This is a genomic window from Streptomyces sp. NPDC001108 (genome assembly GCF_053598535.1).
The window spans coordinates 259,002-284,242 of the sequence record NZ_JBSFKL010000001.1 but is presented as its reverse complement, the minus strand read 5'-3'; the positions used below and the strand labels follow the sequence as shown (position 1 = coordinate 284,242).

Here is a 25,241-nt window from a genome sequence, read left to right as displayed (position 1 = left end):
CCCCGCGGGGCCGGTGGATCAGCGACGCAGCGCGAGGCGGTGGACGCCGCCGTCGACGGTGCCGACGAAGAGCGTGGAGCCGTCGGGGGCGGCGGCCAGCTTCGTGGTGTCGGTGTTCTGCAGACCGGACGAGATGTTCTGCCAGCTGCGGCCGCCGTCGGTGCTGCGCAGCACGCCGCGCCCGCCCTGCGGGAGGCCGCTGGCCCGGGAGGCGGTGGTGGCCGCGTACCAGGTGCCCTTCACCCGGAGCAGGTCGGAGACGTGGACCGCGAGCGGGCCCGTCTCCGAGGTGCGGAAGGTGCGGCCGCCGTCCGTGCTGACCCGGACGTCCTCGCCGCCGACGACCAGGCGCCGCCCGTCCAGTCCGATCGCCGTCACCGGGCCGTCCGCCACCCTGGTGACGGTCACCCCGCCGTCGTCCGACCGGAACAGACCGTCGCGGCTGCCGAGCCACAGGCGCCGCGGGTCGGCCGGGTCGCCCACGAGGGTGGTGAAGGAACGGCCGTGGTACAGGTTCTTCCACGTGGCCCCGGCGTCACCGGTGGCGAACAACCCCTTGCCGAGCAGGCTCTGGAAGCCGACCAGCACCCGGTCCGGGTCGGCGGGGTGGACCAGCAGGGACGTCGGGACCTCGGAGGAGGTGCCCCGCCGGTGCCAGGTGGCACCGGCGTCACCGCTGCGTTCGACGTCGAACGTCCCCGACGCGGTGCGCCGGACCCGCCAGACCACCTTCGGGTCCTTCGCCGACACGGCGAGCTGCGGGACGGCGACCCCTCTCCTTCCCTCGCCGCCCGACCGGCCCCACTCCGGGCCCTGGACGGGAAGCGCGGTGCGGTAGACCGAGCTGTCGGTGGCGGCGAGCAGATGGCCGTCGCTGACCGCGAGGTCGTTGACGGTCAGTCCCTGGACGCCGATCCGCCGGAGCCCGGTGCCGTGGGCGGAGCCCTGGTAGAGGCCGTCCTGCTCGCTGGCGACGGTCACGGACCCGTCGGCCCACCGGTCGTAGTCCAGCGGCAGCGCCGCCGGGGTCGGCTGGGGCACCTCGGTCCAGGTCCTCCCGCCGTCGCGGCTGAGCCGGCCGGTGCCGAGCGTCGTGGTCAGGTACAGGTCACCGCCCGAGGCCAGCAGAGTGACGCCGCGCTCTACCAGGGGCAACAGGGTGGCCCACGTCTTCCCGGCATCGTGGGAGCCGACCACGCCCCGGCCCGGGACGTACGCCGCCACGACCGAGGCGTCGGCGGCCGTCGAGCCGACGGTCGCGCCGTCCGGGTCGAGGATCCGGCGCGCCTCGCCGGGCTCGCCCGCGCCGATGCCCGACCGGGACCAGATGCCGTGCAACGTCGACAGGTAGAGGGTGTCCCCGGTGAGGACGGCGGTCCTGACCTGGCCGGGTACACCGGTCGGGTACGTCGTCCAGTGGTCGCCCGCGTCCGTGCTGACCAGCAGCGCGTCCGAGGTGACCGCGACCAGGGTGCGGGTCCGCTCGTCGGCGGTGAGCGCCACGAACCGGGTGTCGGGGACGTCGAGCGTGCGCCAGGTGCGTCCGTTGTCGTCGGTGCGCAGGACGGTGCCCTGCCTGCTGCCGTCGTGGACGCTGTTCACCGCGTACCACCAGCGGTCGGCGTTCTTCGCGTCGACCACGAGCGGTCCGGTGCCCTCGGGGACGGGGAGGCGGCCCAGGCGGCGCCAGGAGGCGCCGCGGTCGGTGGTGAGCCAGGGGGCCGCCTGCTGGTACTGGGTGAGGACGGCCTGCCGCGGCCGGTCCGGCGAGAGCGCGACCCAGCCCGCCTCGCTGTTGGGCCCGGTGGGCTGCCAGCGGTCCGCGCGGCTGTCGACCGGGGTCACCTCGAAGAAGCCGGTTCCGGTGAGCAGCCGGCCGCCGTGGGCGGTGCCGCGGACCGAGACCCGGTAGACGCCGGGGTCGGCGCCGGCGGCCGGGGCCCGGTAGTAGCCGGTCCGGGTGTCGAGGGTGGCGGGCACCTCGACGGACCGGCCTCGGGGCGGGGTGACGGTGACGGTCGGCGGGGCGACGAGCGGGGTCGGCGGGGCGATGTGCACGGTGGTGCGGCCGTCGCTGGGGTCGGGGGCCGCCTGGACGGCGAGGTGCCGCACCACCAGCAGGTACGGCACCCCGATCGAGGGGCCGCGGTCGGGGGTCGCCGTGAGCCGGCCGGCGATCTCGGTGTCGGTCCCGGGCCGGGCGGTGCGCAGCGAGAGCGTGACGGTCGCCGTGCGTCCGGCCGGTACCGTGATCCGCTTCGGCGAGACGGTGGCCGGGCCGTCGGTGCTCAGCGCGGCCGACAGGGCGCGGTCGCCGGTGTTGCGCAGCGTCACCTTCGTGGTGCCGCCGACCCGGTTGCCCGACAGGTCGGCGAGGCCGAACGACACCGACGGGGGAGAGGCGGCGAGGGCGGTGGCGGCGGCCGCGGCCACGTCGAGCCGGCCCGCGCCGTGCGTGGTGGGCCCGGTGTCAGTCAACGGCTGCGCGGTGCCCATGAGTTCGGCCTTGATCCCGGCGGGCGTCCGGCCGGGGTGCAGCTGGCGCAGCAGGGCGGCGGCCCCGGCGACGTGCGGGGCCGCCATCGACGTACCGGACATGCGGTACCGGCCGGGCCCGTACAGGGAGGAGGGGATGGTGGAGCGGATCTCCACGCCCGGTGCGACCAGGTCGGGCTTGAGGCCGAAGGACGGGGTGGGGCCGCGTGAGGAGAACGAGGCGATCCTGTCGGTGGTGTCGGTGCCGCGCAGGGTCACCGACACCTTCCCGGCGGCGAGCCGGGTGCTCAGTTCGGTGTACTGGGTCGGGTCGATGCCCATGACCACCAGGTGGTCCATGCGCAGCGAGTCGCCGGAGGCGTCGATCCGCGCGGACGACGAAGGCACCTGGACGATGCCCGGTCCGGGGGCCGCCACCGGTGGCCGGGCCGCTCCCGGCTCCCCGGCCAGGAACACGGGGCCGTCGGAGGTGGGCAGCCCGCCGAGCACGGCGAGCGCGCCGCGCCTCTCCGCCTCCTGGGCCCACTCCAGGGCGTCGGCCCTCACGTCCCGGGTCTCGGAGGCGATGAGCATCTCGGCGCGGACGATCTTCCCGCGGACGTCACCGGCCCGCTCCCAGTCCTCCGCGGTGCCCCTGCCGACGTCGACGAGCGGTGCCGTGACCGGCCGTTCGGGCGGGTTCGCGGACAGGATGCCCCGGTAGGTCTGGATCAACTCGGGCTCCCTGCCCGCCAGATAGGCGCTCGGCAGCCGCAGACCGCTGGTCGAGGCGCCCACCGAGATCACCCCCTCGGCGATGCCGGGGGTGCTGACCGTGCCGGTGCCCGGTCCCTCGTTGCCCGCCGCGGCCACCACGACCACACCGGCCGCCACGGCGGCGGTCGCCGCGCGGCCCAGCGGGTCGGTGCCGTCGCCGGGGCCGCCGAGACTCATGTTGATCACGTCGGCGCGGTGCGGATTGGCCGGGTCGGCGGCCGCCTCGATCCCGGCGATGATGTCCGAGGTGTAGCCGGAGCCGTCGGCGTCCATCACCTTGTACGCCAGCAGGTTCGCGCCGGGCGCCATGCCGGTGACGCCTTCCTTCCCGGCGGCCCGGCCCGCGACGATGCCCGCGACATGGGTGCCGTGGCCGTTGTCGTCCATCGGGTCGTCGTCGCCGTTGGCGAAGTCGTACCCGCCGACGACCTTGTGCCCCTTGCCGATACCGCCGCCCAGGTCGGGGTGGGTGTAGTCCACGCCACTGTCCAGGATCGCCACGGTGGTCCCGGTGCCGGTGACCCGGGCCCCGGCGCGGTCCTCGCGCCGCCAGACGTCGGGGGCGCCGGTGAGCGGCACGCTCGCGTCGGTCTTCGTCAGCATCCGGGTGTCGGGGTGGACGGCGGCGACCCCCGGCAGAGAGGAGAGCCGGCCCACCTCGGAGGCGGGCACCGTCATCGCCACGGCGTCGACGAGCAGGCCGAGTTTACGGGTGGCCGAGGGGTGCAGCCCGGCACCCCGGGCCGAGCCGAGGAACGTCTCCTGCCGTGCGGCGAGGGCGCGGCGCGCGGCGCCGACGTCGCGGGCGGCCCCGGCGGCGAGCAGCGAACCGCCGGGCGCGGCGGTCACGGCGGGGCTGCCGGAGAGTTCGACGAGCACCCGGCGCGGCGGGTCGGGGGTGGTGGACGCGTCGGCGGCGCCCGGCGTCGCCGCCAGGACACCGGCGAGCACGACGACGGCGAGTGCCGCGTGACGTGGTCTTCGTGACTTGATTGCCATGCGTAAAGGTCCTACTGGTCGCGGCACTTGTCGCACAACGGATCCCCGTGGTCCATTGCTGCAGGTGGCACAACTGGGCCACGATCCCCCCATGAATCCCGAGACTTCACAGCTCACCGCCGCGGGCATCGATCCGTTCGACGAGAGCGTCTACCGTCATGTGCTCGCCCGGCGGACCGCGGCGCCTGCCGAACTCGCCGCAGACCTCGGATGTTCGGCCGAGCGCGTCGCCCGAGCGCTGGACCGGCTCCGCGACCACGGGCTCGTCGGCCGGCTCGCCGGTGCCCGCCGCCGGTACGCGGCGATCGAGCCGGAGGCCGCCGTCGAGGCGCTGGTGCGGGCCAGGAGCAAGGAGCTGGAGAAGGTCCGGTCGGCGGCGGGGGAGCTGTCCCGGCTGTTCGCCGCGGCGTGCGCCGGGGCGGGCGGCGAGGACGAGGTGGAGATCACCACCGGGAGCGAGGCCCTCGGCCGCTGGTTCGTCCGCCTCCAGCAGGAGGCCCGCGAGGACGTGATGACCCTGGACCGGCCGCCGTACGCCCTGACCACCTCCAATCCGGTGGAGGCGACGGCGCTGGGCCGGGGCGTCCGCTACCGCGCGGTCTACGCCCCCGAGGCGCTGGAGTGGCCCGGCGTCCTCGACGACATCCGCGAGCTGGTCCGCCACGGGGAGCAGGCCAGGGTCCTGCCCGGCCTCGGTATCAAGCTCGCCGTCGCCGACCGGAAGCTCGCCCTGATGCCGCTCTCCCTCGACCTCCACGACGTACGCGCCGCGGTGATCCGTCCGTCCACCCTGCTCGACGCGCTCACCCACTACTGGGAGCTGTGCTGGAAGCAGGCGCTGCCGCTGGAGGCCCCCGCCGAGGACCCGCTCGGCGAGGAGGACCGGCTCGTTCTCACCCTGCTGGTCAGCGGGCTCAAGGACGAGGCGATAGCCCGCCAGCTCGGCTGGTCGGTACGGACCATGCGCCGCCGGATCAGCCGGCTGCACGAACTGCTCGGTGCCGCCAACCGCTTCCAGGCCGGGGTGATCGCCGCCCGCCGGGGTCTGCTCTGAGACCGGGGCCAGCGGTGCGTGAAGCGACGGAGTGTTCCGTATCCCGTTTACGCGGCGATGCAGGCCCTTGAGCGGAATGCGAGAACACGGCGGGCCGGAGTCCGCCGTGGGGGCGTCTTCCGGCCCGCCGTGTCGTGTTGCGTACGGCGGTGGGGGAGGGGTGGGTCAGAAGGGCTTGGTGGGGAGGTACTTGCCGTCCAGGGTGATGACGGCGCGCTCGCCGCCCTCGGGGTCGGCGACCTTCTTCACGTCGAGCTTGAAGTTGATGGCGCTGATGATGCCGTCGCCGAACTGCTCGTGGACCAGGGCCTTCAGGGTGGTCCCGTAGACCTGGAGCATCTCGTAGAAGCGGTAGATGGTCGGGTCGGTGGGAATGCCGCCGGGGATCGATCCGCGGGTCGGGATGGTCTGGAGCAGCAGCACCGCGTCCTCGTCGAGGCCGAGCAGCTCGGCGACGGCGCGGGCGGCGTCCTCCGGCAGGGCGTGCTGGCCGAGGACCGCGGCGGTGACGAAGGCGACCGACAGCCCGGCGGCGTCGGCGATCTGCTCCCAGGTGAGGTCCTTGCGGGTCTTGGCCTCGACGGCGGCGATGGCGAGGGTCTGGCGGGCGGTGGGGTCGAACTGCGCGTGCGGCACGAGGGTTCCTTTCGGGGGGCCGGTCCCGGGCGGGGCCGGTGGTTCGGTGGGGGTGGGGGTGGTCAGGCGGCGGCCAGGGCGGTCCCGGCAGGCTCGACGGTGCCCGTGGCGATGTCGAACACCCAGCCGTGCAGGGTGACCGAGCCCTCGGCCAGGGCGCGGGCCACGGAGGGGTGGGTGCTCAGGTTCTGCAGCTGCGCGGCCACGTTGGCCCGCACCAGGGCGTCGACCCGCTCCGGGCCGGTCACGGCCGGACCGGCGGCGGTACGGGCCAGGGCGGCGTCCGCGTGGTGCAGCCAGTCGGCCACGACCGGGGCGGAACCGAGGTCGTGCCCCTCCGCCAGGGCGGTCATCGCCCCGCAGGCGGAGTGGCCGCAGACGACGATGTCGGTCACGCCGAGCACGGCGACGGCGTACTCGACGCTCGCCGCGATGCCGTCGCGGCCCGACCCGTACGCCGGGACGAGATTGCCCGCCGTACGGATCACGAACAGCTCACCCGGATCGCTCTGGGTGATCAGCTCCGGGACCACCCGGGCGTCGGAGCAGCCGATGAACAGCGTCTTCGGGCGGTGGGTCGTGGCCAGATGGGCGAAGAGCCCCGCCTTCTCGGGGAAGACGTCGCGGCGGAATCGTGCGACGCCGTCCGTGAGGTCCTGCATCGGTCACTCCTTTCGATGGGGCCGCCCCCGAGGGGCTGACGAAAACCACCATGCATGACCTGGGCCTATAGAGTCCAAGACTTGATATCCATGATCCTTATAGGTCGGTTCTATAATGCGCTCATGGGTCCGGAACTACGTCACCTCCGCTATCTGATCGCGGTCGCCGAGCACGGCAACTTCACGCGCGCCGCCGAGGAGCTGCGGATCTCGCAGCCCACGCTGTCGCAGCAGATCAAGCAGTTGGAACGGGTCGTCGGCGCCCGGCTGCTCGACCGGAGCGGCCGGGGAGTCCGCACCACCGACGCGGGCGCCGCCTACGTGCACTACGCGCGGCGCGCGCTGCGGGAGCTGGCCGCCGCCGAGCGCGCCGTCCTCGACGTCGCCGATCTCGCCCGGGGGCACCTGCGGCTGGCGCTCACCCCGACCTTCACCGCCTATCTCGTCGGCCCGCTCGTGGCGGCGCTGCACGCGCACCATCCCGGCATCACCCTGGACCTCCGGGAGATGCCCCAGGACCGCATGGAGGCGGGCCTGCTGGCCGACGAACTCGACCTCGGCATCGCCTTCGAGGGAACCCACCTCCAGGGCATCGCATCGACCGCGCTGTTCACCGAACCCCTCGGCCTGGTCACCGGTGCGCACCGGGCCGGGGGCGAGCGCCCACTGCCGGTACGGGAGCTCGCCGGTCAGCAACTCGCTCTGCTCAGAGGCGACTTCGTCACACGCGTCCATGTCGACGACTACTTCGCCCGGCACCGGATCGACCCCCCGATCGCCGTGGAGGCCAACACCATCCAGGCCCTCACCGAGATCGTCCGGCGCATCGGCCCCCTCGCCACCGTGCTGCCCCTGGCGGTCACGGACGACGACCCGCACCTCGGCCACGTCCCCGTCGACCCCCCGCTGCCCACCCGGGTCGCGACCCTGCTGCGCCGGGAGAGCGGCTACGAGAGCGCCGCCGCCCGCGCCTTCACCCGGCTCGTCCACGATCTGGTCCGCACCCGCGGCTACGCCCCGCCCGGTGGGCCCGCACCGGGGAACTGCCTGCCCGGAGCGGGCACCGGGTGATGAGAGAATCGGGCACATGACAGGGTCTGGGGACTTCGAGCCCGAGTCGGAACGGGTCACGCGCCAGCTGCGTGACGAGATCATCGACGGTGTGCGCGAGCCGGGCAGCAAGCTCGTCGAGCGCGAACTCGCCGCGGAGCTCGGGGTGAGCAGACTGCCCGTCCGCGAGGCCCTGAAGGCGCTGGTCACCGAGGGCCTGGTCACCCCCAGGCCCCGGACCTGGGCCGTCGTACGGGAATTCACCCCGGCGGACGTGGACGACCTCGACGAGGTGCGCGCGGCGCTGGAGGCCCTGACCTTCCGGCTGGCCGCCCAGCGGCGCACCCGCGCGGGGCTCGAAAAGCTCCGCGCGGACCTGGACGCCGAGCTGGGCGCGGCGGCCAGGGGCGACGCCGTGGCCGCCCGCCGGGCCGCCGCCGACTTCCACGAGACGGTCACCGCCCTGGCCGACAACGAGCTGCTGAACGAGCTCCAGGCCACCCTGCGCAGCAGGATGCGCTGGCTGCTGGGGCAGCACGACGACCTGGAGGGCGTCGCGCGGGAGCACGAGGACCTCTACGCGGCGATCGCCGACCGGGACGCCGAGACCGTGGTGGAGCTGGCCGGCCGGCACCTGATCTCGGGCCGCCGGGCCGCCGCCGCCCGTCGCGGCCGCTCCTGAGGGCAAATCGGCCGCCCAGCAGCCGGGCGAATCCGTGGACGGCGCCCGGAGGTACGGGCCCGCCCCCCATGCTCGGCGCGCGTTCGGGCCCGGCGGTAGCCGGACCGGTCGGTGATGCGAGGCCGTCGGGACGACCTCCGTGTCGGCCGTTCGGGGGATGCGCCCACGGCTCCGCCGGCCGCACCGGAGGAACAGGCCGGCCCCGCCCGGACCAGGACGGGGTGGAAACCCGCCAAACCGTTCGCGTTAAGCTGCATCTGCCCCACGGGGGAAGTCCGGTCGAAGTCCGGCGCTGACCCGCAACGGTAGACGGTGCCCGAATGGGCCCCGTGAGCCCGATCACCCGTGGCGGTGAAGGCTCCTGTCAATTCGCCGTGGACTGCGATGGGTGCTGCAACGGGCGCGCCGCGTCCGGGCCGCTCCGTTGATGACGTAGATGCACGGCCCGAGGCGAAAGCGAACCGCCCGTGGCCACTCCCCTCGACCGCCGGCCCGCCGTGCCGTCCCGCGCGGCCCGTGCCGCCTCCGGCCCCGCTCCACCACGCCGGATGTCACCCGCGCTCCTCGTGCCCGTCCTCGTCGTGGCGCTGCTGCTCTCGCTGGTCTGCGGGGCGGGCATCGGGGCGTCCGGGCTCTCCTGGGGCGAGGTGCTGCGCCACCTGTGGGCCGGGCTGACCGGCGGCCGAATAGCGCCCGACGAGGTCGCGGCGTACACCATCGTCTGGGAGCTGCGCTTCCCGCGCGCCGTACTGGCCGCCGTCGTCGGCGCCGGGCTCTCGGCCATCGGCATCGCCGTGCAGGCCATGGTCCGCAACGCGCTCGCCGACCCGTTCGTCCTCGGCATCTCCTCGGGCGCGGCCGTCGGCGCCAACGCCGTCCTCATCTTCGGGGCCTTCGGCGCCCTGGGCGTCTGGGCGCTGTCCACGGCGTCGTTCCTCGCCGCGCTCCTCGCCATGGTGCTGGTGTACGCCATCGCCCGCACCGCGCGCGGTCTCACCCCGCTGCGGCTCGTCCTCACCGGTACCGCGATGTACTACGGCTTCTCCGCCGTCACCACCTTCATGGTCTTCGCGGCCGAACACGGCGAGGCCGCCCGCTCCGCCATGATGTGGATGCTCGGCAGCCTCGGCGGCGCCAACTGGGCCTCGGTGCCGATCGCCGCCGGAGCCGTGCTCTGCGGCATCGCCCATCTCGCCTGGTCCGCCCGCCGGCTGAACGCCCTCGCCATGGGCGACGAGACGGCGGCCGCCCTGGGCGTCGACGCCGGGCGGCTGCGCAAGGAACTCTTCGTGGTCTGCGCGGCCGTCACCGGAGCGGTGGTCGCGGTGAGCGGCGCGATCGGCTTCGTCGGACTGATGGTGCCGCACGGCGTACGGATGCTCGTCGGCGCGGACCACCGGCGGCTGCTCGCCGTCGCCCCACTGGTCGGCGCCGTCCTGATGATCTGGGTGGACATCCTCTCCCGGGTGGTCCTCGCCCCCGCCGAACTGCCGGTGGGCGTACTGACCGCGGCCATCGGCGTGCCGTGCTTCGTGCTGTTGATGCGCCGCCGCACCTACACCTTCGGAGGCGCCTGATGCGGATCGACATCGAATCCCTGACCGTCGAGATCGCTGGCGCGCGGCTGGTGGCCGATGCCACGCTCGGCGCGGGCTCGGGACAGCTCGTCGGCCTGGTCGGCCCCAACGGCAGCGGCAAGTCGACCCTGCTGCGCTGCGTCTACCGGGCGCTGCGCCCCTCCGCGGGCACCGTACGGCTCGACGGCGAGGACCTGTACGCGCTGAGCCCGCGCGAGAGCGCCCGCCGGCTGGCCGCGCTTCCCCAGGAGGCCGTCTCCGAGTTCGACTTCACGGTGGCCGAGGTGGTGGCCATGGGGCGCACCCCGCACCAGTCGTCGATGGGCCGGGCCACCGAGGCGGACCGCACGGCCTGCGCCGAGGCGCTGGCCGGGGTCGGTGCCGCCCACCTCGCCGACCGGGGTTTCCTCACCCTCTCCGGAGGCGAGAAGCAACGGGTCCTGATCGCCCGCGCCCTGGCCCAGCGGCCCCGGCTCCTGGTGCTCGACGAACCGACCAACCACCTCGACATCGCCCAGCAACTGGACGTCCTGGCCCTGGTCCGCGACAGCGGCCCCACCGTCCTCACCTCCCTGCACGACCTCAACCTCGCGGCCCTCCACTGCGACCTGCTCCACGTCATCTCCGGGGGCCGGATCGTCGCGACCGGAGCCCCCCACGACGTGCTCACCCCCGAGCTGCTGGCCGACGTCTTCGGCGTACGCGCCCACCGCGTCGCCCATCCGGAGACCGGCGCCGTGCAGCTGATCTTCGACCGGCTCCTTCCCGCCCGAACCGACTCCTGAGGACGCCTCACCGCCATGCCCCGCCCCGCACGCCCCGCCGCGTACGCCCTCGCCGTCGCCCTGGTCCTCACCGGGTGCGGCGCCCAACTGCCCACCTCCCAGGAGGAGAAGAGCGGCAGCGACGCGTCGGGCCACTACCCGGTGACCGTCGAGAACTGCGGCGAGAAGAAGACCTACGACAAGGCCCCCCGACGCGTCGTCACCAACGACGTCGGCATCACCGAGATCATGTTCGCGCTCGGCCTGGCGGACCACATGGCCGGCTACGTGATGCCCGACGACAAGGGCGACCTCACCTCCGTACCCTGGAAGGACGGGTACGGGAAGACCACATGGCTCTCGAAGAAGACCATCAACAAGGAGCTCGTCCTCGACGCCCGCGCCGATCTCGTCTTCGCGGGATGGAACTACGGATTCAGCGAGGAGGGCGGCTTCACCCCCGCCGAACTCCGGCGCGTGGGCGTCGACTCGTACCTGCTCAGCGAGTCCTGCCGCAACGGCCGGGGCGACGCGCGCGGGGTGATGGCCCCGCTCGACGCGCTCTACACCGACCTGCGCAACCTGGGCAGGATCTTCGACGTCGAGGACCGCGCCGAAGCCCTCGTCACCGGCTTCCGCGAGCAGGTGGCCCGGGCACGCGACACGGCGCCCAAGGGCTCCGACCGCCCCCGGGTCTTCCTCTACGACGACGGCCGGGACAAACCGCTGACCGCCGGGGTCTTCGCCGGCCCGCACGACATCATCACCAAGGCCGGCGGCGACCACGTCATGAAGGACCTGAAGGACACCTGGGTGACGGTCGGCTGGGAGACCGTCGTCGCCCGCGACCCCGAGGTCATCGTGATCAACAACTACGGGGACCGGAGCGCCGAGCAGAAGAAGGCGTTCCTGAAGTCCTACCCGCCGCTGGCCAACGTCTCCGCGATCAAGAACGACCGCATCCACGTCCTCGACTACGTCGACCTCGTGGAGAGCCCCCGCAACCCCGCCGCCGTCGCCTCCCTCGCCACCTACCTGAAGGAGGTGTCCCATGGCTGACCGGCCGGATCCGGTGACCGTCGTCGGCATCGGCGCCGACGGCTGGGCGGGACTGACCGACGCGGCGCGCACCGCACTGACCGGCGCCGAGGTCCTCATCGGCGCCGGACGCCAGCTGGACCTCCTCCCACCGTCCTGCCCCGGCCGGCGGATCGCCTGGCCCTCGCCGCTGCGCCCCGCCGTCCCCGGACTCCTCGCCGAGCACGCCGGGAGCCGGATCGCCGTCCTGGCCAGCGGCGACCCCATGTTCTACGGGATCGGCCGGGCCCTCACCGAGGTGCTCGGCGCCGACCGGCTGCGCGTCCTGCCCCACCCCTCGTCCGTCTCCTACGCCTGCGCCCGGATCGGCTGGCCGGTCGAGGACACCGAGACCGTCACCCTGGTCGGCCGCCCCACCGCCCGGCTCGCCGCCCACCTGCACGAGGGCCGCCGCGTCCTGGTCCTCGGCGCGGACGCCGACGCCCCCGCCGCCGTGGCCCGGCTCCTGCGCGAACAGGGCTTCGGCCCCAGTCGGCTCCGGGTGCTCGAACAGCTCGGCGGGCCCGCCGAGAACTGCCTGGAGGGCACCGCCGACGACTGGCCGCACCCCCCGTCCGACCCGCTGAACATCGTGGCCGTCGACTGCCGCCGCGCCCCCGGCGCCCTGCGCCTGGGCGCCGTACCGGGCCTGCCCGACGACGCGTACGAGCACGACGGACAGCTCACCAAACGGCACGTCCGGGCCGCGACCCTCGGCGTCCTCGCCCCCGCCCCCGGCGAACTCCTCTGGGACATCGGCGGCGGTTCCGGATCGATCGCGGTCGAATGGATGCGCAGCCACCCGTCCTGCCGCGCGATCACCGTCGAACGCGACCCGGAACGCGCCGCGCGCATCACCCGCAACGCCGACCGCCTCGGCGTGCCCGCCCTCCGCGTGGTCACCGGCCGCGCCCCCGGCGCATTGGCCGAACTGCCCGTGCCCGACGCCGTGTTCATCGGCGGCGGGCTCACCGGGCCCGGTCTGCTCGACACCTGCTGGGAGGCGCTGCGGCCCGGCGGGCGGCTCGTCGCCAACACCGTCACCCTGGAGTCCGAGGCCCTGCTCGCCGAGGCGCACCGCCGCCACGGCGGCGAACTGGTCCGGCTCGCCGTCGCCCACGCCGTACCGGTCGGCGGCTTCACCGGCTGGCGCCAGGCCATGCCGGTCACCCAGTGGTCCGTGCGCAAACCCCCGACCGAACCCGCACCGCACTCAGGAGACACCCACAGATGACCGTCCACTTCATCGGCGCCGGCCCCGGCGCGGCCGACCTGATCACCGTGCGCGGCGCCCGCCTCCTCGCCTCCTGCGCCGTCTGCCTGTACGCGGGCAGCCTGGTGCCCCGGGAACTGCTCGACACCTGCCCGCCGGACGCCCGGCTGGTGGACACGGCGCAGCTCGACATCGACCAGATCACCGCCGAACTGCTCGCCGCCCACGAGGCCGGTCACGACGTGGCCCGGCTGCACTCCGGCGACCCCGCCGTGTTCAGCGCGGTCAACGAGCAGATGCGCAGGCTCGACGAGGCCGGGGTGCCCTACGACGTGGTGCCCGGCGTACCCGCGTTCGCCGCCGCCGCCGCGTCGCTCAAGCGGGAACTGACCGTGCCGACCGTCGGCCAGACCGTCATCCTCACCCGGATCGCCCACCGGGCGACCGCCATGCCGCCGGGCGAGGACCTGGACACCCTGGGCCGCAGCGGCGCCCTGATCGTGCTGCACCTCGCCGCCCGGTACGTGGACCGCGTCGTCGCGGAACTCCTGCCGCACTACGGCGCCGACTGCCCGGCCGCCGTCGTCGCGCTCGCCTCCCGCCCGGACGAGATCGTCCTGCGCGGCACCCTCGACGACATCGCCGGACAGGTGAAGGCGGCGGGCGTGATCCGTACCGCCGTCATCATGGTCGGCCGGACCCTGGGCGCCGAGCAGTTCCGCGACAGCCACCTCTACTCGCCCCACCGCGACCGTCACACGTGCTGACCCGCCCGGCCCGCCCCGCACCGGCTTGACCTTGACACGGTGACAAGCGGTTCACTGCGGGGCGAGGAGGTGGTCCCGATGAACCTGCCCACCGAGGACACGCACGCCCGGAACGCACCCGCCGAGCACACCGGGCACCCGCACGCCGTACGCGCGCTGCGGGCGCTCGCGCACACCGACCCGTCGGTCCGGCTCCGGGCGGCCCTGACGGTCGGCTCCGCCCCGGGCCCCGGCTCCGTCGGCGCGCTCGTCGAACGGTGCGCGGTCGAGCCCGAGTTCCAGGTGCGCGAGATGCTGACCTGGGCGCTCACCCGGCACGCCCCGGCGGCGACGGTCCCGCTGCTGGTCGGCGAGGTCCGCTCAGGAGGGGCCCGGGCACGGGCCCAGGCCCTGCACACCCTGTCCAAGATCGGGGACCGGGCGGCCTGGCCGGTGATCACGCCGGAGCTGCTGGCCGATCCCGACGACGAGGTGGCCCGCAGCGCCTGGCGGGCGGCGGTCGTGCTGGTGCCCGAGGGTGCGGAGCCCGGGCTGGCCGTAGGGTTGGCCGGACAGCTCGGGCGCGGCCCGCACGAGACCCGGCTGAGCCTCAGCCGCGCGCTGATCGCGCTCGGGGACGCGGCCCTGCCGGCCCTGGCCGCCGCCGGATCCGGCCCCGACCCCCGGGCGCGCGCGCACGCGCTCGCCACGGAACGGCTCCGGCGCGACCCGGACGCCGGGTCCGCGTCCGCGATCGAGGCGGCGAAACGCGTCGTGGCCCTCGGCACCGACGCCGGTGAGGAGCGGTGAAACGGTGCTGATCGGCGAGGTGGCGCGGCGGTCCGGGGTGAGCACCCGCATGCTCCGGCACTACGAGTCGCTCGGGCTGGTCCGGCCCGACGGCCGCAACGATTCCGGCTACCGCGAGTACTCCGACGAGAACATCCGGCGGATCTTCCACATCGAGAGCCTGCGGTCCCTGGGGCTCTCGCTGCGCGAGGTGGCACGGGCGCTCGACGACCCAGGATTCGCGCCCGCCGCACTCGTCGACGACCTGGTCCGCCGCACACGGGAACGCATCGCCGCCGAGACCGAACTGCTCGAACGGCTCCGGCGGATCGACGCCGCCGGACCCGCCGACTGGACCGGTGTCCTGCGGACCGTGGCGCTCCTGCGCGAACTGGGCTCCGCCAGCCCCGCGGACCGGCAGCGCGCCGCCCTGAGCGCGGCCGACGACCGCCCCGTACCGGTGGAGGCCCTGGTCGAGGCGGTCCTGGCCGAATCCGACCCGCACGTGGCCGGGGCCCTGCGCTGGGCCCTGGCCCGCTCGGGCGAGGACGGCCAGGCCCTGCTCGCCGAGGCCCTGCGCGCCCCCTCCGCCCCGGTACGGGAACGCGCCGCGCGGGCCCTGGCCGCCCTGCCGCACACCACCGCGGCCGCACCGCTGCGCGCCGCTCTCGCCGACCCGGCCCCCGAGGTCCGGGCCCCCGCGGCCCTGGCGCTCGCCGCCCGGGGCGCCGCCGACGCGGTCCCCGAACTCCTCGCCATGGTCGTCGAAGGCCGGGGCGACACCGATGCCGCCGACGCGCTCGCCGCCCTCGCGCAGGACCCGGCCGCGGCCGACCGGATCGCCACCGGACTGGTCGGCCGGCTCGCCCGGAACGGCACCGCACCGCCCGAGCGGCTGCGGCTCGCCCAGGCGCTCGCCGACATCCCGGGCGCGAAGGCCGAGCAAGCCCTCGCCGCCCTGGCGCAGGACCGGGACCGGGCCGTCGCGCTGACCGCCGCCCACGTACTGCGCCTGCGGGACGGAGCCTGAAGGCACCGCTCAGCCGCCGCGGACCGGCCCGCGCACCCCGCTGCGCCCCACGACCGTGCCCGCCCGGTCGACGCAGACGACGTCCACCGAGACCGGCGCGCCGCGCAGCACCGACAGCGCCTCGTCCCGTGCCGTCACCGCCACCAGGTCCCCGAGCGGCACCCCCCGCGCGAGGCACAACCGGAGCGCTTCGAGCCCCGTGTTCGCCACCGCTACCTCGGCCGCCAGCGCCTCGTCCGCCCCGCCCCGCCGGGCCAGCCGGGCCAGGAACGGCTTGTCGACCTGGGACCGGCCGGAGTGCAGGTCGAGGTGGCCGGCGGCGAGCTTCGACAGCTTCGCGAACCCCCCGCAGACCGTGAGCCGGTCCACCGGGTGGCGGCGGATGTACTTCAGCACCGCGCCCGCGAAGTCCCCCATGTCGAGCAGCGCGATCTCCGGCAGCCCGTACTCGGCGACCACGGTCCGCTCCGAGGTGGATCCCGTGCACCCCGCCACATGGGTCAGCCCGGCGGCCAGTGCCACGTCCACCCCGCGGCGGATCGAGTCGATCCACGCGGAGCAGGAGTACGGCACCACGACCCCGGTCGTGCCGAGGATCGACAGACCGCCCAGGATGCCTAGGCGCGGGTTCCAGGTGGACCGGGCGATCTCCTCGCCGTCGTCCACCGACACCGTGACCTCGACGTCCCCCGACCCCCCGTGCCCGGCGGCGACCCGGGCCAGGTGCTCCTGGATCAGCCGGCGCGGCACCGGGTTGATCGCGGGCTCCCCGACGTCGAGCGGCAACCCGGGCAGGGTGACCGTGCCGACCCCCGGCCCGGCCCGGAACACCACCCCGGAGCCCGGCGGCAGCCGCCGCACCGAGGCCCGGACCAGGGCGCCGTGCGTCACATCGGGGTCGTCGCCCGCGTCCTTCACCACTCCGGCCGTCGCCCGCTCCCCGGTGAGTCCCTCCACCGCGAGCGCGAAGGCGGGCGTCTGCCCCTTGGGTAGGGTGATCGTCACCGGGTCGGGGAAGTCGCCCGTCAGCAGGGCCGTGTACGCGGCGGTGGCCGCCGCCGTCGCGCAGGCGCCGGTGGTCCAGCCCGGCCGCAGGCCGGTGTGTTTCAGCTGGGCGTCGCGCCCGCCCTCGATCTCACCCATGGATGGTTCCGATGCATGTACTCGTACTCGGCGGCACGACGGAGGCCCGCCGCCTCGCCGAGGCACTGGTGGAAGAGCTCCCCGCCGGTGACCGGCTGACGAGCTCGCTGGCCGGACGGGTGGCGGGCCCGAGGCTGCCGCCCGGTGAGGTCAGGATCGGCGGGTTCGGGGGAGTGGACGGGCTGACCGGGTGGCTGCGGACGCACCGGGTGGACGTGCTCATCGACGCCACCCACCCTTTCGCCGGGACGATCAGTTTCCACGCGGCGGCCGCCGCCGCTGCCACCCATGTTCCCCTGCTCGCGCTGCGCCGCCCCGGGTGGGTGCCCGGGGACGGCGACGACTGGCACCCGGTCGGCTCGCTCGCCGGGGCGGCGGCGGCCCTGCCCGCACTGGGGCGGCGGGTCTTCCTCACCACGGGGCGGATGGGCCTGGCCGCCTTCGCCGGGCTGGACGAGCTGTGGTTCCTGATGCGCTCGGTGGACGCGCCCGAGCAGCCGTACCCGGCCCGGATGGAGGTCCTGCTGGACCGGGGGCCGTTCACCCTGGACGGGGAGCGCGAGCTGATCCGCCGCCACCGCGTCGACGTCCTCGTCACCAAGGACAGCGGGGGCGCCGCCACCGCCCCCAAGCTGACCGCGGCCCGCGAGGCGGGGATCCCGGTCGTGGTGGTGCGGCGGCCCCCCGTCCCCGAGGGCGTACCGGTCGTGGAGACGCCGGAGTCGGCCGTCGCCTGGCTGCGCGGGCACGCCCTGCGGAGGACGACCTCTCAGCCCTCCGGGTAGCGGCGCGGCGTCCACACGATCTGCCGCCCGCCCTCGCGTTCCACCCAGCGGGTCTGCGAGGACCCCACGATCAGGATCGTCCGCATGTCCACCTCGGCCGGGTCGAGATCGGCCAGCCGCACCGTCCGTACGCTCTCGGCCGGGCCGCCCACGTCCCGGCCCAGGACCACCGGGGTGTCCGGCGAGCGGTGCTCCAGCAGCAGGTCACGGGCCTTGCCGACCTGCCACGTCCGGCTCCGTGAGCCGGGGTTGTACAGCGCCAGCACCAGGTCCGCCCCGGCCGCCGCGCGCAGCCGCTCCGCGATGACCTCCCACGGCTTGAGCCGGTCGGAGAGCGAGATCGTCGCGTAGTCGTGGCCCAGCGGGGCGCCCGCGCGGGCCGCGGCCGCGTTGGCCGCCGTCACCCCCGGCAGCACCCGGACCGGCACCCCCGCGTACTCCTCCTGCGAGGCGACCTCCAGGACGGCCGTCGCCATGGCGAAGACGCCCGGGTCACCGCCGGAGACCACGGCCACCCGCCGCCCGCGCCGGGCCAGGTCCAGGGCGAACTCGGCGCGCTCCGACTCCACCTTGTTGTCCGAGCCGTGCCGCACCTGCCCCGGCCGGACCGGCACCCGGTCCAGGTAGGTGGTGTAGCCGACCAGGTCGTCCGCGGCGGCCAGCGCCCCGCGCGTCTCCGGGGTCAGCCAGAGCGGCCCGGCCGGGCCGGTGCCCACCACCGTCACCCCGCCGCCCTCCGGGACAGGCTCCGGGCGCACGGCCCCGACCCGGCTGGGCAGGACGGCGACCGCGAAGTACGGCACCGAACCGGGCTCCACGTCCGCCAGTTCGCCCACCCGTTCCCCGGCCATCGTGGCGCGCTCGACGTACCGCGCCTCCGGCAGCCGGCCGGACGCCTCGAACGCGCCGCGCACCGCCGGGAACGTACGGCCGAGCTTCATCACCACGGCGGCGTCGGTGGCCGCGAGACGGGCCGTCAGTTCCTCCTCCGGCAGGGTGCCGGGCAGGATCGTCAGCACCTCCTCGCCCTCCACGAGCGGGGTCCCGAGCCGGGCGGCGGCCGCGCTGACCGAGGTGACCCCGGGGATCACCTCGGTCGGATAGCGGTCCGCGAGCCGCTTGTGCATGTGCATGTACGAGCCGTAGAAGAGCGGATCGCCCTCGGCGAGGACGGCGACCGTGCGCCCGGCGTCGAGATGTGCCGCCAGGCGGGCCGCCGCCTCGGCGTAGAACTCCTCCATGGCGCCCCGGTAGCCGCCCGGATGGTCGGTGGTCTCCGTCGTGACGGGGTAGACCAGCTGCTCCTCGACGTGGTCGGCGCGGATGTGCTTCGCCGCGATGGAGCGGGCTATGGACCGCCCGTGCCGGGCGCTGTGGTACGCGACGACATCGGCCTCGGCGATGACCTCCACCGCGCGTACGGTCATCAGGGCCGGATCACCGGGCCCCAGCCCGACCCCGTACAGCCGGCCCGTGCTCTGCTCGCTCACGTCTACTCTTCCTCGCTGGCGATGGCGTTGAGGGCGGCGGCCGCGATGGCGCTGCCGCCGCGGCGGCCCCGCACGATGAGGTGCTCCAGCCCGGACGGATGCGCGGCCAGCGCGTCCTTCGACTCGGTGGCGCCCACGAATCCGACCGGCACACCGATGACGGCGGCCGGACGCGGTGCGCCCTCCTCGACCATCTCCAGCAGCCGGAACAGGGCGGTCGGCGCGTTCCCGACGGCGACCACCGCCCCCTCCAGCCGGTCGCGCCACAGCTCCAGCGCGGCGGCGCTGCGGGTGGTGCCCAGCTCCTTCGCGAGGTCGGGGACCGAGGGGTCGGACAGGGTGCACACCACGTCGTTGTCGGCGGGCAGCCGCTTGCGGGTGACACCGCTGGCGACCATCGCCACATCGCACAGAATGGGCGCACCGGCCCGCAGCGCGGCGCGCGCACGGGCCACCACCTCCGGGGAGAAGGCGAGGTCCCGGACGAGATCGACCATCCCGCAGGCGTGGATCATCCGGACCGCGACCTGGCTCACATCGGCGGGCAGACCGGCCAGATCGGCCTCCGCCCGGATCGTGGCGAACGACTGGCGGTAGATCGCCGGTCCGTCCTTCTCGTACTGGTGCACAGTGCTTTCGCTCTCTTCGTCGGAGGTGACAACGGTTCGGGTTCGGGGGAGTGGGGCGGGGGTCAGCCGTGGGCGCGGCGGGCCGCGGCCACCGCGGCGGCGAGCCCGTCCGGTCCGTCGGCGACCGGCACGTGCGTGCCCCGCTCCCCGTCCCGTACGACGGAGACATGGTGCCGCCCGCCGGGAGCGGCCACGACATCGACCCAGGTGCCGCGCGGGTGACCGCACCGGCGTTCGCACCCGGACCAGTACACCGGCAGCGGTCCCACGGCCCGCACCGAGGCCGCCGCCTCGGCCCGCACGTCGGCCAGCGATCTGGCGCAGCCGGGCCGGCCGATGCAGGAACCCACCCCGGCCCAGGGGGAGTCGGGCGCGACGACGAGACCGGCCGCCGCCAGCGCGTCCAGCGCCCCGGCCACCTCCCGCTCCTCCACGCCCGGGACGACGACGCCGCGCCACGGCGTCAGACGCAGCTCGCCACGGCCGTGGTGACGGGCCGTCTCCACCAGCGTCCGCCACTGCGCGGCCGTGGCGCGCCCCAGCGGCAGCCCGGCCGACAGCGCGGCCGTCCCGGACGGCGCACCGGTCACGATGCCCGGCACCGGCCCGTCCGAGCGGCCCGGACACTCCCGGTGCCCGGCGGCCGCGACGTCGACCCCCGCCTCCCGCAGCCGTTCCGCGACCGGGCCGAGGAGCCCGTCACCCCCACCGGGCAGGTCGGAGACCCGCCACACCCCGGTGTCCGGGGCCCGCTCCAGGAAGGCACCGGCCGCCACCAGCGCGGCCCGTGGCGCCTGCGCGGCCGGGACCCGCAGCACGGACCCGGCCGTACCGATCCGCAGCAGCGCCCACGCGCCGTCCAGGGCCAGCAGCGACACATCGCCGCCCAGCGCGTCCACATCGCCGCGCCCGTCGTCGAGGACGAACAGGAACCTGCCGGACAGCCCGGCCGCCCGCTCGTCCGCGCACAGCAGCGCGTCCAGTTCGAGGAGCCAGGGCCCCACGTCCCGTACGCCGCGGCCGTCGAGCCCGCTGAGCGGGGACGCCACGACATTGCGCACCCGTTCGTGGCGCACGGAGGGCAACAGCCCCGCCGCGCCCAGCCGTCCGGCCAGCTCGCCCCCGCAGTCCGGACGCAGCCCGCGCAACTGGACGTTGCCGCGCGAAGTGAGATGCACCTCACCGTCGCCCAGGGCCTGCGCCGCGGCTCCCAGGGTGTCCGCCCGGTCCGCCGTCAGCAGACCGCCGGGCACCCGGACCCGGGCCAGCGCACCGTCGTCCGCCCGGTGCAGCCGCAGCGCGCCGGGGCAGGCGTCACCACGGCCCCGGGACGGCGGAGCTCCCGACGGATCGGCGGGGGAAACGGCAGGTGGGGGCATGGCGGCGAGCATACCGACGATCCGGACGGAACCGAACGGATGCGCCTGCCACCGCCGGGCGCCCGGCCCTTACTATGCCTAGCGACGGGCCAACCGGCACGTCGTCGCCACAGACGGCGACAAGGGGAGGAAGCCCGGTGCGATTCCGGCGCGGTCCCGCCACTGTGAGCCCGGCCACGGCCGGGTGAGTCAGGAACTCCCCTCACCGGAACCCCCGGTCCTCTCCGGGCAGGGGCGTTCCATCCGACACCGCCCGGGGCGTGGACACCCCGAGGAAGGCCCGACGCCGCATGATCCTGCTCCTGTCGACGTCCGACACCGACCTGCTCAGCGCCCGCGCTTCCGACGGCCCGGTTCCGTACCGCTACGCCAACCCCGCCCGCCTCCCCCTCCAGGACCTCCCGGAGCTCCTGGACGGCGCCGACCTGGTGGTCGTCCGCCTCCTCGGCGGCGTACGGGCCTGGCAGGAGGGGCTCGACCAGGTGCTCGCCACCGGCCGCCCGGTCGTCGTGCTCACCGGCGAACAGGCCCCCGACGCCCAGCTGATGGCCGCCTCCACCGTCCCCGTCGGCATCGCCGCCGAGGCCCACGCCTACCTGGCCCACGGAGGCCCCGCCAACCTGGACCAGCTCGCCCGCTTCCTCTCCGACACCGTGCTGCTCACCGGCCACGGATTCGAACCGCCCGCCCCCGCCCCCTCCTGGGGCCCGCTGGAGCGCACCGCCCACCGCACCGACGGCCCCGTCGTCGCCGTGCTCTACTACCGCGCCCACCACATGAGCGGCAACACCGCCTTCGTCGAGGCGCTCTGCCGGGCCGTCGAGGAGGCGGGCGGCCGCCCGCTGCCGCTGTACGTCGCCTCGCTGCGCAGCCCCGAGTCCGAACTCATCGAGGCGCTCGGCGCCGCCGACGCGATCGTGACGACCGTCCTCGCCGCGGGCGGCACCCGCCCGGCCGAGGCATCGGCGGGAGGCGACGACGAGTCCTGGGACGCGGGCGTCCTCGGCGGCCTCGACGTCCCCATCCTCCAGGCGCTCTGCCTCACCGGCTCGCGCACCGACTGGGAGGACAACGACGAGGGAGTCTCCCCGCTCGACGCCGCCAGCCAGATCGCGGTGCCCGAGTTCGACGGCCGCCTGATCACCGTCCCCTTCTCCTTCAAGGAGATCGACGAGGACGGACTGCCCGCGTACGTCGCCGACACCGAACGCGCCGCCCGCGTCGCCGGGATCGCCGTGCGCCACGCCCGGCTGCGCCACATCCCGGCCGCCGAGAAGCGGATCGCGCTGGTGCTGTCCGCGTACCCGACCAAGCACTCCCGCATCGGCAACGCCGTCGGGCTCGACACCCCGGCCAGCGCCGTCGCCCTGCTGCGACGGCTCCGCGAGGCGGGCTACGACTTCGGTACGGAGGAGATCCCCGGCCTGGTCTCGGGCGACGGCGACGAGCTGATCCGCGCGCTGATCGAGGCGGGCGGCCACGACCAGGAGTGGCTCACCGAGGAACAGCTGGCCCGCAACCCCGTCCGCATCCCGGCCGCCGACTACCGGCGCTGGTACGCGACGCTCCCGGCCGAGCTGCGCGAGGCCGTCGAGGAGCACTGGGGCCCCGCCCCGGGCGAGATGTTCGTGGACCGGTCGAGCAACCCGGAGGGCGACATCGTGCTCGCCGCCCTGCGGTTCGGCCATCTCCTGATCCTGATCCAGCCGCCGCGCGGCTTCGGCGAGAACCCGATCGCGATCTACCACGACCCGGACCTGCCGCCCTCGCACCACTACCTGGCCGCCTACCGGTGGATCGCCGCCCGCGCCGACGACAACGGCTTCGGCGCCGACGCGATGATCCACCTCGGCAAGCACGGCAACCTGGAGTGGCTGCCCGGCAAGAACGCCGGACTCTCCGCCGCCTGCGGCCCCGACGCCGCGCTCGGCGACCTTCCGCTGGTCTACCCGTTCCTGGTCAACGACCCGGGCGAGGGCACCCAGGCCAAGCGCCGGGTGCACGCCACCCTCGTCGACCACCTGGTGCCGCCGATGGCGCGGGCCGACAGCTACGGGGACATCGCCCGGCTCGAACAGCTCCTGGACGAGCACGCCCAGATCGCCGCGATGGACCCGGCGAAGCTCCCGGCGATCCGCGCCCAGATCTGGACCCTGATCCAGGCCGCCAAGCTCGACCACGACCTCGGCGTGGCGGACCGGCCGGAGGACGAGGGCTTCGACGACTTCATCATGCATCTGGACGGCTGGCTCTGCGAGATCAAGGACGTCCAGATCCGCGACGGCCTCCACGTCCTCGGCGGCGCCCCGCAGGGCCCCGACCGGGTCAACCTCGTCCTCGCGATCCTGCGGGCCCGTCAGATCTGGGGCGGTACGGCCTCGCTGCCGGGGCTGCGCGAGGCGCTCGGTCTCGACGAGTCGGCCGCGACCCGGATCACCGCCGACGAGGCCGAGGAGCGGGCCCGCGCGCTGGTCCAGGCGATGGAGGACGCCGACTGGTCGCCCGAGGCGGTCGAGGCGGTGGCGGCCGGGCACCCGGCGGCCGTCGCCGACATCCTCGCCTTCGCGGCCCGCGAGGTCGTACCGAGGCTGGCCGCCACCACCGCCGAACTCGACCACGCCCTGCACGCGCTGAACGGCGGGTTCGTGCCGGCCGGCCCCTCCGGCTCCCCGCTCCGCGGCCTGGTCAACGTCCTTCCGACCGGCCGCAACTTCTACTCCGTCGACCCCAAGGCCGTACCCTCGCGCCTCGCCTGGGAGACCGGCCAGGCCCTGGCCGACTCGCTGCTGGAGCGCTACCGCACCGACAACGGCGACTGGCCCACCTCGGTCGGCCTCTCCCTGTGGGGCACCAGCGCCATGCGGACCGCCGGCGACGACGTGGCGGAGGCGTTCGCCCTGCTCGGCGTGCGGCCCGTGTGGGACGACGCCTCGCGCCGGGTCACCGGGCTGGAAGCCATCCCGCCCGCCGAACTGGGCCGCCCCCGCATCGACGTGACGCTCCGTATCAGCGGCTTCTTCCGCGACGCCTTCCCGCACACCATCGGCCTCCTGGACGACGCGGTCCGGCTCGTGGCCTCGCTCGACGAGCCCGCCGAGCAGAACCACGTACGCGCCCACACCCAGGCCGACCTGGCCGCGCACGGCGACGAACGCCGCGCCACCACCCGTATCTTCGGCTCCCGCCCCGGTACGTACGGGGCCGGTCTGCTCCAGCTCATCGACTCCCGCGACTGGCGCACCGACGCGGACCTCGCCGAGGTCTACACGGTGTGGGGCGGCTACGCCTACGGGCGCGAGCTGGACGGCCGGCCGGCCCGGGAGGAGATGGAGACGGCGTACAAGCGGATCGCGGTCGCGGCCAAGAACACCGACACCCGCGAGCACGACATCGCCGACTCCGACGACTACTTCCAGTACCACGGCGGCATGGTGGCCACCGTCCGGGCGCTCCGGGGCACCGCCCCGGAGGCGTACATCGGCGACTCCACCCGCCCCGAGACGGTCCGCACCCGCACCCTGGTCGAGGAGACCTCCCGGGTCTTCCGGGCCCGGGTGGTGAACCCCAAGTGGATCGAGGCGATGCGGCGCCACGGCTACAAGGGCGCCTTCGAACTGGCCGCCACCGTCGACTACCTCTTCGGCTACGACGCCACGACCGGCGTGGTCGCCGACTGGATGTACGACAAGCTCACCGAGACGTACGTCCTGGACCCGGTCAACCGCGAGTTCCTCCAGCAGGCCAACCCCTGGGCCCTGCACGGCATCGCGGAACGCCTGCTGGAGGCGGAGTCGCGCGGGATGTGGGCCGAGCCCGACCCGGCGGTCCTCGAAGCGCTGCGTCAGGCGTACCTGGAGACGGAGGGCAGCCTGGAGGGCGAGGACTGAGCGGGCGCCGGGCCGCCCTGCGGCGGCCCGGCCGGACCTGCCCCGGACGGTACGGAATCACCCCTTCCGATCCGGGGCATAGTGTCGCCCGCCGCGTGGAAGCGATCTTGGTATGACCGAAAGCAACAGTCCTCACATCTCCGTGCCCCGGATCGTCGTCCTGGGGGTGCAGCGCACCGACCCGCCGTTCCGCCTGGTGGAGATCGACGGCGAGGTCGCCGGCGAGGCGACCTCGATGCTGGATGTGCTCACCCTCGCCTCGGCCTACGGGATCCATGTCCACGACCTCGACGATCCCGGTGTGGTGCGCTGGGTGGGTGGCGACAAGCTCACCTGGCGGGCGCACTGAGCACCGGCGCGGCGGACGGTGCCGGAGACGGTCCTCTGCCGCTTCGAA

General features: G+C 74.7%; 20 protein-coding genes and 1 riboswitch. Of the genes, 13 read left to right on the top strand and 7 right to left on the bottom strand.

The window, feature by feature from the left end:
* Positions 1-18: 18 nt before the first annotated feature.
* Positions 19-4,251, bottom strand: a complete 4,233-nt coding sequence (locus ACWC97_RS01205; RefSeq protein WP_450646666.1) for a S8 family serine peptidase — start codon at positions 4,249-4,251, stop codon at positions 19-21.
* Positions 4,252-4,342: 91 nt separating this feature from the next.
* Between ACWC97_RS01205 and ACWC97_RS01200 the strand changes: the two genes are divergently transcribed.
* A complete protein-coding gene (locus ACWC97_RS01200; protein WP_450646665.1) occupies positions 4,343-5,305 on the top strand; it encodes a helix-turn-helix domain-containing protein in 963 nt (320 codons plus the stop codon).
* A 165-nt stretch (positions 5,306-5,470) separates the two neighbouring features.
* On the opposite strand, the gene cynS is transcribed toward ACWC97_RS01200, so the two are convergent.
* Complete coding sequence (cynS, locus tag ACWC97_RS01195; protein WP_352276492.1) at positions 5,471-5,941, bottom strand: cyanase; 471 nt, start codon at positions 5,939-5,941, stop codon at positions 5,471-5,473.
* Between the two features lie 62 nt (positions 5,942-6,003).
* The gene (locus tag ACWC97_RS01190) at positions 6,004-6,603 is read right to left on the bottom strand and encodes a carbonic anhydrase (protein ID WP_352276494.1); all 600 of its coding nucleotides are present in this window, start codon (positions 6,601-6,603) and stop codon (positions 6,004-6,006) included.
* A 123-nt stretch (positions 6,604-6,726) separates the two neighbouring features.
* On the opposite strand from ACWC97_RS01190, the gene cynR reads away from it, so the two are divergent.
* The 9 genes from cynR to ACWC97_RS01145 all read left to right on the top strand — a co-directional run bounded on the left by cynR (position 6,727) and on the right by ACWC97_RS01145 (position 15,531).
* A complete protein-coding gene (gene cynR, locus ACWC97_RS01185; RefSeq protein WP_352276496.1) occupies positions 6,727-7,674 on the top strand; it encodes a transcriptional regulator CynR in 948 nt (315 codons plus the stop codon).
* Positions 7,675-7,690: 16 nt separating this feature from the next.
* On the top strand, positions 7,691-8,335 hold the full coding sequence (locus tag ACWC97_RS01180) for a GntR family transcriptional regulator (RefSeq protein WP_352276498.1): 645 nt from the start codon (positions 7,691-7,693) through the stop codon (positions 8,333-8,335).
* Positions 8,336-8,802: 467 nt separating this feature from the next.
* Entirely contained in the window at positions 8,803-9,912 is a 1,110-nt protein-coding gene (locus ACWC97_RS01175) for a FecCD family ABC transporter permease (protein ID WP_352276500.1), read from the top strand.
* Positions 9,912-10,697 (top strand): ABC transporter ATP-binding protein, encoded by a 786-nt coding sequence (locus ACWC97_RS01170; RefSeq protein WP_352276502.1) that lies wholly within the window; start codon positions 9,912-9,914, stop codon positions 10,695-10,697. Before ACWC97_RS01175 ends, ACWC97_RS01170 begins: the two co-directional genes overlap by 1 nt.
* A gap of 15 nt (positions 10,698-10,712) precedes the next feature.
* Complete coding sequence (locus ACWC97_RS01165; protein WP_352276504.1) at positions 10,713-11,735, top strand: ABC transporter substrate-binding protein; 1,023 nt, start codon at positions 10,713-10,715, stop codon at positions 11,733-11,735.
* Complete coding sequence (gene cbiE / locus ACWC97_RS01160; RefSeq protein ID WP_392278111.1) at positions 11,728-12,987, top strand: precorrin-6y C5,15-methyltransferase (decarboxylating) subunit CbiE; 1,260 nt, start codon at positions 11,728-11,730, stop codon at positions 12,985-12,987. Before ACWC97_RS01165 ends, cbiE begins: the two co-directional genes overlap by 8 nt.
* Positions 12,984-13,733: a precorrin-4 C(11)-methyltransferase gene (gene cobM, locus ACWC97_RS01155; protein ID WP_352276507.1), complete on the top strand. Its 750-nt coding sequence runs from the start codon at positions 12,984-12,986 to the stop codon at positions 13,731-13,733. Before cbiE ends, cobM begins: the two co-directional genes overlap by 4 nt.
* Positions 13,734-13,811: 78 nt before the next feature.
* On the top strand, positions 13,812-14,522 hold the full coding sequence (locus ACWC97_RS01150; RefSeq protein WP_450647448.1) for a HEAT repeat domain-containing protein: 711 nt from the start codon (positions 13,812-13,814) through the stop codon (positions 14,520-14,522).
* 4 nt (positions 14,523-14,526) lie between these two features.
* Positions 14,527-15,531: a MerR family transcriptional regulator gene (locus ACWC97_RS01145; protein WP_450646661.1), complete on the top strand. Its 1,005-nt coding sequence runs from the start codon at positions 14,527-14,529 to the stop codon at positions 15,529-15,531.
* Positions 15,532-15,540: 9 nt separating this feature from the next.
* Here ACWC97_RS01145 and ACWC97_RS01140 read toward each other — a convergent pair whose 3' ends face one another.
* The gene (locus ACWC97_RS01140) at positions 15,541-16,674 is read right to left on the bottom strand and encodes a cobalt-precorrin-5B (C(1))-methyltransferase (RefSeq protein WP_450646659.1); all 1,134 of its coding nucleotides are present in this window, start codon (positions 16,672-16,674) and stop codon (positions 15,541-15,543) included.
* Between the two features lie 11 nt (positions 16,675-16,685).
* Between ACWC97_RS01140 and ACWC97_RS01135 the strand changes: the two genes are divergently transcribed.
* Positions 16,686-17,459 (top strand): cobalt-precorrin-6A reductase, encoded by a 774-nt coding sequence (locus ACWC97_RS01135; RefSeq protein ID WP_352276512.1) that lies wholly within the window; start codon positions 16,686-16,688, stop codon positions 17,457-17,459.
* Here ACWC97_RS01135 and ACWC97_RS01130 read toward each other — a convergent pair.
* The 3 genes from ACWC97_RS01130 to cobG form a co-directional block, all read right to left on the bottom strand.
* Positions 17,444-18,949 (bottom strand): precorrin-2 C(20)-methyltransferase, encoded by a 1,506-nt coding sequence (locus ACWC97_RS01130; protein WP_450646657.1) that lies wholly within the window; start codon positions 18,947-18,949, stop codon positions 17,444-17,446. The genes ACWC97_RS01135 and ACWC97_RS01130 overlap by 16 nt on opposite strands.
* 2 nt (positions 18,950-18,951) lie before the next feature.
* Positions 18,952-19,578 carry a precorrin-8X methylmutase gene (locus ACWC97_RS01125; protein ID WP_450646655.1) on the bottom strand — a complete coding sequence of 209 codons (627 nt, stop codon included), beginning with the start codon at positions 19,576-19,578 and terminating at the stop codon, positions 18,952-18,954.
* A gap of 62 nt (positions 19,579-19,640) precedes the next feature.
* Positions 19,641-20,969 carry a precorrin-3B synthase gene (gene cobG, locus ACWC97_RS01120; RefSeq protein WP_450646653.1) on the bottom strand — a complete coding sequence of 443 codons (1,329 nt, stop codon included), beginning with the start codon at positions 20,967-20,969 and terminating at the stop codon, positions 19,641-19,643.
* A 91-nt stretch (positions 20,970-21,060) separates the two neighbouring features.
* A riboswitch (cobalamin riboswitch) is annotated at positions 21,061-21,156 on the top strand.
* A 91-nt stretch (positions 21,157-21,247) separates the two neighbouring features.
* On the opposite strand from cobG, the gene cobN reads away from it, so the two are divergent.
* Both cobN and ACWC97_RS01110 read left to right on the top strand, forming a co-directional pair.
* On the top strand, positions 21,248-24,844 hold the full coding sequence (cobN, locus tag ACWC97_RS01115; RefSeq protein WP_352276519.1) for a cobaltochelatase subunit CobN: 3,597 nt from the start codon (positions 21,248-21,250) through the stop codon (positions 24,842-24,844).
* Positions 24,845-24,956: 112 nt separating this feature from the next.
* On the top strand, positions 24,957-25,193 hold the full coding sequence (locus ACWC97_RS01110; RefSeq protein ID WP_352276521.1) for a hypothetical protein: 237 nt from the start codon (positions 24,957-24,959) through the stop codon (positions 25,191-25,193).
* Positions 25,194-25,241 lie beyond the last annotated feature (48 nt).